Below are 12,037 nucleotides of genomic sequence, written 5' to 3'. Positions count from 1 at the left end.
CGAACATGAGTCCTGAAACCTTTGTCGACGTCTTTCGTGAGGCGCTCTGGCTGGTGACCATCATGGTGTGCGCCGTGATCCTGCCCAGCCTGATGATTGGCTTGGTCGTTGCCATCTTTCAGGCTGCGACCTCCATCAACGAACAGACCCTGAGCTTTCTGCCCCGTCTCATCGTGACGCTATTTGCGCTGGGGGCGGGCGCTCACTGGGGCTTGCAGAGTCTGATGGACTTCTTCGTGCTGATGGTGAACCAAATCCCCGAGGTGGTGGGATGACCTACACAACCGCTCTGATCATGGAGTGGTTGTCTTCGATCCTCTGGCCACTGGCGCGGGTGAGCAGTCTGCTGATGGTGATGGCGGTGTTTGGCAGCCGCCTCGCCCCTGCGCGGGTACGGATGGGGCTGGCTTTGGCCATCACCTTTCTGATCGCCCCGTTGCTTCCGAAAATGCCCCCTATCGAGCTCTTCTCTGCCGGCAGTTTTCTGGTATTGGGCCAGCAGCTACTGATCGGTATTGCCCTTGGTCTGATGACCCAGTTTCTGATGGAGAGCTTCGTGATGGCCGGTCAGGTCATCGCCATGCAAACCAGCCTCGGCTTTGCCACCTTGGTGGATCCGATGAATGGCCAGTCGGCCCCCGTGGTGGGTCAATTCTATCTGATGCTGGCGACCCTGGTGTTTCTGGCGCTGGACGGCCATCTGGTGATGCTGCGGCTGGTGATCCTCAGCTTTGAAACCTTGCCGGTGTCGGACGCTGGACTCACTTTACCGGCCATCCGTACCCTGATCGGTTTTCTCGGAGTGATGTATCAGGCCTCACTGGTGATGGCCCTTTCTGCCATCGTCGCCCTGCTGCTGATCAACTTCGCTTTTGGCGTCATGACCCGGGCGGCGCCGCAGCTCAACATTTTCAGTATCGGTTTTGCGGTCAGCATGATGTCGGGTCTGCTGATCCTCTGGCTCACTATCGGCGGGTTCCTCGGCCACTTCGACATGATGTGGGAGCGGGTGCAGGAGGTCAGCTGCGAGCTGATCAACACCCAGTGCTTCGGGGGCGCTCATGGCTGATACCGACCAGGAACGTACCGAACAACCCACGGGCAAACGACTGCAACAGGCCCGTGAAAAAGGGCAGATTGCACGTTCAAAAGAGTTGGGAACCGCCAGCGTTTTGCTCTCGGCGGTATTTGGCCTACTGATGCTCAAGGGCTCGCTGGCGACCGCCATGATCAAGGTCGTCACCATGGGCTTTACCCTGGACAGGGAACAGGCTTTCGATCCCAATGCCATGATCGCCATGGTGCCGGCGCTGCTGGGGGAACTGGTGCTTCCGCTGGGGCTATTGTTCGCGCTGGTGGCAATTGCCGCTTTTATCGGCAACACCCTGATGGGGGGGATGAACTTCTCCACTGAAGCCATGATGCCCAAGATGAGCAAGTTGAGTCCGCTCAGTGGCCTCAAGCGGATGTTCGGGGTGCAGTCGCTGATCGAGCTGGTCAAATCCATCGCCAAGGTGGTGTTCATCACCCTGTTTGCCTGGTGGATGTTATCCAGCCAGTTCAATCACCTGCTCAACCTCTCCATGGAGGGATTTCCCGGCGGCATTATCGATGCGCTGGAGCTGTTTCTCTGGATGTTGATCATTCTTTGCTGCTCCCTGCTTCCCATCGTGGCCATCGATGTGCCGTTCCAGCAGTGGAACCACATGCGTCAGCTCAAGATGACCAAGCAGGAGGTGAAGGACGAGTTCAGGGACAGCGAAGGCAAGCCCGAGGTAAAAGGCAAGATCCGCCAGTTGCAGATGCAGATGGCGATGCGCCGGATGATGGGCGATGTGCCCAAGGCCGATGTGGTGATCACCAACCCGACCCACTACTCGGTGGCGCTCAAGTATGATGCGAGCAAACCCGGTGCCGCGCCCAAGGTCGTGGCCAAGGGTACCGATGAAATTGCAATGAAGATCAGGGAGATAGCCAGAGAGTACGAGATCCCGATCATGCCGTCACCGGCTTTGACCCGGGCTATCTTCCACTCAACCGAGCTGGGCCACGAGATCCCGGAAGGGCTGTTTGCGGCGGTTGCCCAGGTGCTCGCCTATGTTTTCCAGCTCAAGAAATTCCGCCGTGGTCAGGGGCGTCGTCCCCAGCCGCTGGCCAAGGATCTCCCCATCCCGACCGAATATCGCAAATGACAAAGTTCTGACGTAGTCAAAATAAATCCATTGTATTTCAATATCTTGTATTGTTGGCTTGATGTTTGCTTTAATCTGGCACCAGCAGGTTGAAATTGAGAAGCGCGATGGAATTCAAGGCAGTATTGGGCCAGTTCAAAGAGTACCGGGGAGTATTGGGCAAAGGCCTTGGTACCCCTCTGCTGGTATTGGCTGCGCTCGGCATGGTGGTGTTGCCCATCCCGCCGTTGATGCTGGATGTGCTCTTCTCCTTCAACATTGCCCTCTCCATCGTGATACTGCTGGTGGCCGTCTATACCCGGCGTCCCCTAGAATTTGCTGCCTTCCCGACCGTATTGCTGCTCGCTACCTTGCTGCGGTTGGCGTTGAACGTCGCCTCGACCCGGGTGGTGTTGCTGGAAGGTCATAATGGTACTGCCGCTGCGGGCCATGTGATCGAGGCGTTCGGCAACGTGGTGATCGGCGGCAACTATGCGGTCGGCATCATCGTCTTTACCATCCTGATGATCATCAACTTTGTGGTGATCACCAAGGGTGCCGGGCGGATCGCGGAAGTGAGTGCCCGTTTTACCCTTGATGCGATGCCGGGCAAACAGATGGCTATCGATGCTGATTTGAACGCCGGTCTCATCAATCAGGAAGATGCGAAGAAGCGTCGCCAGGATGTGACCCAGGAAGCCGACTTCTACGGCTCCATGGACGGTGCTTCAAAGTTTGTCAAAGGGGATGCCATCGCGGGCATCATGATCCTCTTTATCAACATCATCGGTGGCTTCATCATCGGGATGATGCAGCACCAGCTGACCTTCAGCGAGTCTGCCGAGATCTATACCCTGCTGGCCATCGGTGACGGTCTGGTGGCGCAGATCCCCTCCCTGCTGCTCTCCATCGCCGCCGCTATCATAGTGACCCGTCAGAATACCGATCAGGACATGGGGACTGCGGTACTGGGTCAGTTGTTTGACAATCCCAAGGCGCTGATCATCTCTGCCGGCATTCTGCTGATGATGGGACTGGTGCCGGGGATGCCGCATTTTGCCTTCTTGAGTTTGGGGGCTCTCTCGGCTGCCGGAGCCTGGTGGCTGCTGCGCCGCGAGAAACTGGCGGCCGCCAAAGCGGCCAAGGGCGAGCTGCTGCCAGCCACTGCCGAACAGCCTCATGAGCAGAAAGAGCTGAGTTGGGACGATGTGATGCCGGTGGATATCATCGGGCTTGAAGTAGGCTATCAGCTGATCCCGCTGGTGGATCGCAATCAGGGTGGTGAACTGCTCAACCGGATCAAAGGGGTACGCAAGAAACTATCGCAAGAGCTGGGCTTTCTGGTCCCGGCCGTGCACATTCGCGACAATCTGGATCTGGCGCCAAACCAATATCGCATCACCTTGATGGGTGTCAGTACCGGCGAGGCCAATGTCTACCATGATAAAGAGATGGCCATCAATCCGGGGCAGGTATTTGGCCAGATCCAGGGGATAGCCACCCGGGATCCCGCCTTCGGGCTGGAAGCGGTCTGGGTTGCCAAGGAGATGGTCTCTCAGGCACAGACGCTGGGTTATACGGTGGTGGATACCGCGACCGTGGTGGCTACCCATCTGAGCCAGATCCTGACCAACCATGCTGCTCTGTTGCTGGGTCATGACGAGGTACAACAGCTGCTGGACATGATTGGCAAACATCAGAGCAAGCTGGTCGAAGGGCTGGTGCCGGAAGTGATCAGCATGGGTAACCTTGTGAAGGTATTGCAGAATTTGCTCAATGAAGGCGTGCCAATCCGCGATATGCGCACTATCCTGCAGACCCTGGTTGAATACGCGCCGCGTAGTCCGGACCCGGACGTGCTCACAGCCGCTTGCCGGATTGCCCTGCGTCGCCTGATTGTGCAGGAGATTGCAGGCCCGGATCCCGAGCTGCCGGTGATTACCTTGGCGCCGGAATTGGAACGTATATTGCATCAATCCCTGCAGGCAGGTGGCGGTGATGGTGCCGGTATTGAACCGGGTCTGGCAGAGCGGATGCAGCGTTCGCTGGTGGAAGCCACACAGCGGCAAGAGTTGGAAGGTCAACCTGCCGTGCTGCTGACATCGGGGATCTTGCGCAATACCCTGGCCAAGTTTGTGAAGAATGCCATTCCTGGATTGCGCGTTCTGTCTTATCAGGAAGTGCCCGACGACAAGCAAATTCGCATCGTCAGTGCGGTGGGGCAGAACTAGTTAGCGGAGACGACGGGTGAAGATTAAGCGGTTTTTTGCCAAGGACATGCGAACGGCTCTGGCCGAGGTCAAGGAGACTCTCGGGCCTGACGCCGTCATCATGTCCAACAAAAAAGTCACCGGAGGGGTAGAGATAGTCGCCGCAGTCGATTATCAATCCCAGGTTCCGGGGCCCAAAGATGCGCCGGTTCGCCGTCAGCTGAACGATGAGAGCGTCAATATTTCGTCTGCCGCACGGCAGATGATCCGTCCCGAGCCGACACCGGCGAAGGAGCAGAACGAACATTATGCCGATACCCTGGCTGCCTTGCTGGCGCGCCAGCAGAAGCTCAAGCCGGGCAGTGCGGCGCCAATGGGCAACACCCAATCGGCCGGTCTGGCTGCTGCCAATGCCGCGCCCAGAACCTTGGCCGAACAGGGGCAGTGGGGCGCAGCCCCGGAACCTGCCAAGCCCAAGGCCCGGGTTGCCTCCGGCCAGCGTGCTCCTCAACCTGCCCAGCGGGATCAGGAGATGGAGGGGATGCGCAAGGAGATGGCCAGCATCCGCAAATTGCTGGAGCACCAGATCTCCGGTCTGATGTGGCAAGAGGTGGAGCGCCGCGAACCGATGCGGGCCCTGCTGATCAAAGAGCTCAAGAAGTTGGGCTTTGACGATGCGTTTGCCGATCAACTGGCGGGACTGATCCCCGAAGATATGTCCATCCATCAGGCGATGGCCCAGTTGGCCGAAGTGCTGACGGCCCAGCTCAAGATCAGCGAAGACGAGATTTTGCGTCAGGGCGGCGCGGTTGCGCTGCTTGGTCCGACCGGGGTGGGCAAAACCACTACCATCGCCAAGCTGGCGGCCCGTTTCGCCATGAAGTATGGCGCCGAGCAGGTGGCGCTGATCACCACCGACAACTATCGGATCGGTGCCCATGAACAACTGCAGACCTATGGCCGCATTATGGGGTGCCCGGTACGCCAGGTGCGTGATGCCGAAGAGTTGGCCAATGCGCTTTATCAGTTCCGCCATCGTCGGCTGGTACTTATCGATACGGCCGGGGTTGGCCAGCGGGATATCCGTTTGACCGAGCAGCTCGATACCCTGGTCAAGAATGCCAAGGTGCGGATCCGCAGCTATCTGGTGATGTCGGCAACCTCCCAGCGTCGGGTAATGCAGGAGGCGGTGGACCATTTCCGGCGTATTCCATTAAGCGGCTGCATACTTACCAAATTGGATGAAAGTCTGAATCTGGGCGAAGTGATTAACGTGTGTATCCAGAATGCCTTGCCCATCAGCTATATCACTGACGGACAAAGGGTTCCGGAAGATATTCAGGTTGCCAATGCGGCGCAGCTCGTCGGAGCGGCCATGGGCTCGCTGGAGCGAGAAACAGATGAGCCCTATTTCTGGGGCGCAGGCTTTGGCGAGGCCGAAGATTCGGAGTTTTATGAGTAACATGTATATGGATCAGGCGAGTGGTCTGCGCAAAATGCGTCAAAACAATCGAGTAAAAGTAATCGCCGTGTCCGGTGGCAAAGGTGGCGTGGGCAAAACCAACGTGACCCTGAACGTGGCCGGAGCCATGGCAGCCCAAGGTAAGCGGGTGATGGTACTGGATGCCGACCTGGGTCTGGCGAACGTCGACGTTATGCTGGGGCTGCGGGTTCATCGCAACCTCTCTCACGTGCTGGCTGGTGAATGCACCATCGACGACATCATCGTCGAGGGTCCCTACGGCATGATGATTGTGCCTGCTACCTCGGGCACCCAGTCGATGGTCGAGCTTTCGCCGGTGCAGCATGCCGAGCTTATCCGCGCCTTCAGCGAGATGAAGACCCAGGTCGACATTCTGATGGTGGATACGGCGGCGGGTATCTCCGACATGGTGCTGAGTTTCACCCGTGCCGCTCAGGACATCATGGTGGTGGTCTGTGACGAGCCAACCTCCATTACAGATGCTTACGCACTCATCAAGATCCTCTCCAAGGATCACGGCGTGTTCCGCTTCAAGGTGGTGGCCAATATGGTGCGCAGCCTGCGCGAAGGGCAGGAGCTCTTTGCCAAGCTGACCCGGGTCACGGATCGTTTCCTCGATACCTCGCTGGAACTGGTTGCCTGTGTACCTTATGACACCAATCTGCGTGCAGCCGTGCGCAAGCAAAAATTGATTGTCGAGGCGTTTCCCAAGTCGCCGGCCGCGCTGGCGTTCCGGGCCCTTGCCAACAAGGCGGCGAGCTGGCCGGTTCCCAACCAGCCAGGCGGCCATCTGGAGTTTTTCCTGGAAAATTTGTTGCAGAAACCGGCCACAACACAGGAAGGTTCCCGTGAATAAAGCCCAAGCGTACTTGCGTCATCAGGATTCCTACGTGCTGGTGGAGCGTCACGCTCCCCTGGTCAAGCGGATTGCCCAGCATTTGTTGGCTCGCCTGCCCAGCAGTGTCTTGCTGGATGACCTGATCCAGGCAGGTATGATTGGGCTGCTTGAAGCCTCCCGTAACTTTGACGGCAGCAAGGGGGCCAGTTTCGAGACGTATGCCGGGATCCGTATCCGTGGCGCCATGCTGGATGAGATCCGGCGTGGTGACTGGGTGCCCCGCTCCGTGCATCGCAACAGCCGGGCTATCGCAGAAGCGATCGAGAATGTTGAACAGACCCACGGGCGTGACGCGCGAGATACCGAGGTCGCCGCTCAGATGGGCGTCTCCATCACCGACTACCACGTTATGTTGCAGGATGTCTCTTGCGGCAAAATTATCGGCATCGAGGATTTGGGTGTCAGCGAGGATGTCATCGGTAATCCCGATGATGCCCCTTCAGGCTCCGGATTCGATGAATTGGCTGCCGAGCGATTTCAAATTCAATTATCTGAGCAAATTGGTCGTTTACCAGAGAGAGAAGCTTTGGTTCTCTCTCTTTACTACGATGAAGAGCTGAATTTGCGCGAAATTGGCGAGGTTTTGAATGTGAGCGAGTCGCGTGTGAGCCAGATCCATAGTCAGGCGATGCACAGATTACGCGCTCGTTTGAGAGATTGGCATCTATAAGTGTTTGTACTGGCTACACTGAGATGAAACTCTAAGGCATAATTCGCACGACACAACCCGTTTTTAGCATCATGTAAGTGAGCCACTCTAGTGGCTATTTAGGAGGGAATTTTGGACAAGAACATGAAAATCCTCATTGTTGACGATTTTTCAACGATGCGCCGGATTATCAAGAACTTGCTGCGCGACTTGGGATTTAACAATACCCATGAGGCGGATGACGGCAATACAGCGCTGCCGATGCTGAAAAATGGTGATTTTCAGTTTGTGGTTACCGACTGGAACATGCCTGGCATGCAAGGTATCGACCTGCTTAAAGCTATTCGCGTCGATGACAAGCTCAAGCATCTGCCGGTACTGATGGTAACGGCTGAAGCCAAGCGTGAGCAGATCATTGAAGCGGCTCAAGCTGGCGTCAACGGTTACATCGTCAAGCCTTTCACCGCAGCAACACTTAAAGAAAAACTCGATAAAATTTTCGAACGAATTGGCTAAGGAGCTGCTGGGATGATGGCCAAAACGAGAGCAATGATTTCGCTCGACCAGGCAAGGATGCTTGTAGCTCATCTGGAGCAGGGCGAATTTGAACTGGCCGATGAACTGCTTGCCGAAGTATGTGCCCCTAACGCAGCAGATCTGTTTGAAAAAGTAGGTCAGCTGACTCGGCAACTGCATAATTCACTGCAAGAATTTCGTCTTGACCCGCGCATTCCTGATTTGGCCACTCATGACATTCCCGATGCACGGGAGCGATTGAGCTACGTTATCGATATGACCGACAAGGCGGCCAATCGCACCATGGATGCAGTGGAAGCCAGTTTGCCGATAGCGGATCGCCTGAATGACAATATCCAGCTGGTGATGCCGAACTGGAATGCGCTGATGTCCCGTGACATGAGTGTGGGGCAATTTAAATCGCTGTGTCACCAACTTGATGATTTTATTAAGGCTTCAGAGTTAGACGCCGATAAATTACGACAGCTGCTGACAGAAATCCTGATGGCGCAAGATTTTCAGGATTTGACAGGCCAGATGATCCGCAAGGTCATCAAGCTTGTTCAGGAAGTTGAAACAAAATTAATAGAAATGCTGACCATGTTTGGTGAGGCATCTGCTGAGCATTCAACCCGTACTCTTCCTGTTAACGGGATTGAAGCAGAAGGCCCCATCATGAACCCGGAGGCTCGCGCCGATGTGGTTAATGGTCAGGATGATGTGGACGATCTGCTGTCTAGCCTGGGATTTTAATGGAGTGACGCATGGCCTTCGAAGTTGATGAAGACATACTGCAAGACTTTCTGGTCGAAGCATCCGAAATATTGGAACAGTTGTCTGAACAACTGGTCGACTTGGAAAAGCGGCCCGATGACAAGAACCTGTTGAATGCCATCTTTCGTGGTTTCCATACCGTGAAAGGGGGGGCCGGCTTCCTGTCGCTCGGTGAACTGGTTGATGTGTGTCACGGTGCGGAAAACGTGTTCGACATCTTGCGCAATGGCAAGCGAACCGTGACAGCAGAGCTGATGGATGTGATCCTGCAAGCGCTGGATGCCATCAATGTCATGTTCACCCAGGTTCAAAATCGCGAAGCGCCTAGCCCTGCGTCGGATGATTTGCTTCATGACCTCCATGAGCTGTGCAAGCCTGAAGGTGAAGAGCAGTTGCGTACTGCTACCAGCTCTGCTGGTGCTGCCGAGCCGGAACCGGTTGCGCCGATCGTCGAGGTTGCCCCCGAAATTGTCGAGCCTGTCATCATCAGCAATGAACCGGCACCTGTCAATGGTGGTGGATCGATCGACGAGATTTCTGCGGATGAATTCGAGCGTCTGCTGGATGAACTTCATGGCGTGGGTGGTACACCCACCAAAACGACAACAGCCCCTCCTGTTATTGGCGGCTCTGGTGATATTACCGATGATGAGTTTGAGGCCTTGCTGGATCAGCTGCATGGTCAGGGCCAGCACATGGGGGCGCCAGAGGTTAACCCATTGAAGTCCGTGCAAAAAGAGGTGGACGAGCTTATCGATGATGATGAGTTTGAGCGTCTGCTTGATGAATTGCATGGTCGTGGCCAGGGGCCGCAGAGTACGATGGCACCTGCCGCACCTGCCGCACCTGCCGCACCTGCCGCACCTGCCGCACCTGCCGCGGTGACTCCGCCCAAACCGGCAGCCCCTGTAGCGCAACCTGCACCAGCAGCACCGGCAAAACCCGCAGAAGCAGCCAAGGCACCCGCTCCCGCAGTTAAGGCCGCACCCGCGCCAGCTGAAAGCAGTGCGGTACAGAGCGATACCACCGTTCGGGTGGATACCAAGACCCTTGATGTCATCATGAATATGGTGGGTGAGCTGGTACTGGTACGTAACCGCTTGGTTAGCCTTGGTATTGCCAGCAATGATGAAGAGATGTCAAAGGCGGTTGCCAATCTGGATGTGGTAACTGCTGACCTGCAAGGTGCGGTGATGAAAACCCGCATGCAGCCCATCAAGAAAGTGTTTGGTCGTTTCCCTCGCGTGGTGCGTGACCTGGCCAGGACCCTAAAGAAAGATATTGAGCTGGTGATGGTGGGGGAGGAGACCGATCTTGATAAAAACCTGGTGGAGGCGCTTGCCGATCCTTTGGTCCACCTTGTTCGTAACTCCTGCGATCACGGGGTAGAAATGCCGGATGTGCGGGAGAAAGCGGGCAAACCGCGGCAAGGGACGATTACCCTTAGCGCCTCCCAGCAAGGTGACCATATCCTGCTTTGCATCGAGGACGATGGCGCAGGGATGGACCCGGAGAAGCTCAAGTCCATCGCAATCAGTCGCGGTGTTCTGGATGCAGATACTGCCGCTCGCATGAGCGACAACGATGCCTATAACCTGATCTTTGCCCCGGGCTTTTCAACCAAAGCCGAAATCTCGGATATCTCAGGTCGTGGCGTCGGGATGGACGTGGTTAAAACCAGCATTGTCAGTCTTAATGGCTCGGTGCACATCGACTCCACCTGGGGGAAAGGTACTCGTCTCGAAATCAAGGTTCCGTTGACGCTGGCGATCCTGCCGACCCTGATGGTGGAAGTGGGTGAGCAGACCTTCGCATTGCCCCTTGGTTGCGTGAACGAGATTTTCCATCTGGATCTGAAAAAGGCCAACATGGTTGATGGCCAGCTCACCATCATTGTGCGCGAGAAGGCGATACCGCTCTTCTATCTGCACAAATGGTTGATCCGTGGTTCAAACAAGCGTTCTCGTCAGGACACCGGGCATGTGGTGATCGTGCAGATTGGCACTCAGCAAATCGGGTTTGTGGTAGACAGCCTGATTGGTCAGGAAGAGGTGGTGATCAAGCCACTCGATAACCTGCTGCAAGGTACGCCGGGGATGGCCGGAGCGACGATTACCAGCGATGGCGGGATTGCTCTTATTTTGGATGTGCCGAGTCTGCTCAAAGCATATGCGCGTAGACATTAATAGCTCAGGCCCAAGGAGTTAGAAAAATAACAATGGCAGTCAAGGTATTAGTTGTCGACGATTCGAGCTTCTTTCGCCGTCGGGTGAGTGAAATCATCAATCAGGATCCCATGCTGACGGTGATCGACACGGCCCAGAATGGACGTGAAGCGGTGGACAAGGCGATGTCGCTGCGCCCTGATGTGATCACCATGGACATCGAGATGCCCGTGATGGATGGCATCAGTGCGGTGCGCGAGATCATGGCCAAGTGTCCGACTCCCATTCTGATGTTCTCCTCCCTGACCCATGAAGGGGCCAAGGCGACGCTGGATGCACTGGACGCCGGTGCCCTCGACTTTTTGCCCAAGAAGTTTGAGGACATTGCCAGAGACAAGGACGAAGCGGTCAGATTGTTGCAACAGCGGGTGAAGGAGATCTCCCGCAAGCGCTTCCTGATGACACCTGCAGCCCGCCCCAAAGCACCTGAACCGGTTGCTCGTGCGCCACTGGGCAATACTGCGCCCAGAGCGCCTGAGCGTCAGTCGGACCTGCAACGCACTGTGCCAAGTGCCTCATTCAAGCGCAGTGGCAAGACTTATCAGTTGGTGGCGATAGGTACTTCTACCGGTGGGCCGGTTGCGCTGCAAAATGTGCTGACCAAGTTGCCGGGGGATTTTCCCCATCCCATCCTGCTTATCCAGCATATGCCTGCCACCTTCACCGCCGCATTTGCCGCCCGTCTCAATGGCTTGTGCCAGATTAGCGTCAAGGAGGCCGAGGATGGCGATGTGCTCAAACCGGGCCATGCCTATCTGGCGCCTGGTGGCAAACAGATGCTGCTGGAAGGGCGTGGTGCAGGTGCTCGCATCCGTATTATTGATGGCAACGACAAGGTGAACTACAAGCCTTGCGTAGATATTACCTTCGCCTCGGCGGCCAAAACCTATGCCGACAAGGTGTTGGCGATTGTGTTGACCGGTATGGGTGCCGATGGCCGTGATGGTGCCAGGCTGCTGAAAGAGCAAGGCTCTACCATCTGGGCTCAGGATGAAGCTTCCTGCGTGGTATATGGGATGCCCCAAGCGGTTGCCAAGGCAGGGATTGCCAGCGAATCACTTCCTCTGGACAAGGTGGCCCAGCGCATTCTGGTTGAGTTGGGGCGCTAATC

The 12,037-nt window shown here is 56.2% G+C and carries 11 protein-coding genes; all 11 read left to right on the top strand.

What is annotated here, in order from left to right:
• Nucleotides 1–5: 5 nt before the first annotated feature.
• Nucleotides 6–275, top strand: coding sequence for a flagellar biosynthesis protein FliQ (gene fliQ / locus OKC40_RS10770; protein WP_042011652.1), 270 nt, complete (start codon nucleotides 6–8; stop codon nucleotides 273–275).
• Nucleotides 272–1,069, top strand: a complete 798-nt coding sequence (fliR, locus tag OKC40_RS10765; RefSeq protein WP_270795176.1) for a flagellar biosynthetic protein FliR — start codon at nucleotides 272–274, stop codon at nucleotides 1,067–1,069. The genes fliQ and fliR overlap by 4 nt, the downstream gene beginning before the upstream one ends.
• Complete coding sequence (gene flhB / locus OKC40_RS10760) at nucleotides 1,062–2,192, top strand: flagellar biosynthesis protein FlhB (protein ID WP_270795175.1); 1,131 nt, start codon at nucleotides 1,062–1,064, stop codon at nucleotides 2,190–2,192. The genes fliR and flhB overlap by 8 nt, the downstream gene beginning before the upstream one ends.
• 107 nt (nucleotides 2,193–2,299) lie before the next feature.
• Nucleotides 2,300–4,402 carry a flagellar biosynthesis protein FlhA gene (flhA, locus tag OKC40_RS10755; RefSeq protein ID WP_270795174.1) on the top strand — a complete coding sequence of 701 codons (2,103 nt, stop codon included), beginning with the start codon at nucleotides 2,300–2,302 and terminating at the stop codon, nucleotides 4,400–4,402.
• A gap of 16 nt (nucleotides 4,403–4,418) precedes the next feature.
• The gene (gene flhF / locus OKC40_RS10750) at nucleotides 4,419–5,843 is read left to right on the top strand and encodes a flagellar biosynthesis protein FlhF (protein ID WP_075111979.1); all 1,425 of its coding nucleotides are present in this window, start codon (nucleotides 4,419–4,421) and stop codon (nucleotides 5,841–5,843) included.
• 1 nt (nucleotide 5,844) lies between these two features.
• Complete coding sequence (locus OKC40_RS10745) at nucleotides 5,845–6,720, top strand: MinD/ParA family protein (protein WP_042011658.1); 876 nt, start codon at nucleotides 5,845–5,847, stop codon at nucleotides 6,718–6,720.
• Nucleotides 6,713–7,432 (top strand): RNA polymerase sigma factor FliA, encoded by a 720-nt coding sequence (locus OKC40_RS10740; protein WP_270795170.1) that lies wholly within the window; start codon nucleotides 6,713–6,715, stop codon nucleotides 7,430–7,432. Before OKC40_RS10745 ends, OKC40_RS10740 begins: the two co-directional genes overlap by 8 nt.
• 123 nt (nucleotides 7,433–7,555) lie before the next feature.
• Complete coding sequence (cheY, locus tag OKC40_RS10735; RefSeq protein WP_005298814.1) at nucleotides 7,556–7,927, top strand: chemotaxis response regulator CheY; 372 nt, start codon at nucleotides 7,556–7,558, stop codon at nucleotides 7,925–7,927.
• 12 nt (nucleotides 7,928–7,939) lie between these two features.
• Nucleotides 7,940–8,680 carry a protein phosphatase CheZ gene (locus tag OKC40_RS10730; RefSeq protein ID WP_139408475.1) on the top strand — a complete coding sequence of 247 codons (741 nt, stop codon included), beginning with the start codon at nucleotides 7,940–7,942 and terminating at the stop codon, nucleotides 8,678–8,680.
• Nucleotides 8,681–8,691: 11 nt separating this feature from the next.
• Nucleotides 8,692–10,887 carry a chemotaxis protein CheA gene (locus OKC40_RS10725; protein ID WP_270795168.1) on the top strand — a complete coding sequence of 732 codons (2,196 nt, stop codon included), beginning with the start codon at nucleotides 8,692–8,694 and terminating at the stop codon, nucleotides 10,885–10,887.
• 32 nt (nucleotides 10,888–10,919) lie between these two features.
• A complete protein-coding gene (locus OKC40_RS10720; RefSeq protein ID WP_270795167.1) occupies nucleotides 10,920–12,035 on the top strand; it encodes a protein-glutamate methylesterase/protein-glutamine glutaminase in 1,116 nt (371 codons plus the stop codon).
• Nucleotides 12,036–12,037: the final 2 nt, after the last annotated feature.

The sequence above is a fragment of the Aeromonas sp. QDB11 genome (genome assembly GCF_027705265.1).
GTDB lineage: Bacteria > Pseudomonadota > Gammaproteobacteria > Enterobacterales > Aeromonadaceae > Aeromonas > Aeromonas allosaccharophila.
This window is presented reverse-complemented; position numbering and strand designations above follow the sequence as displayed.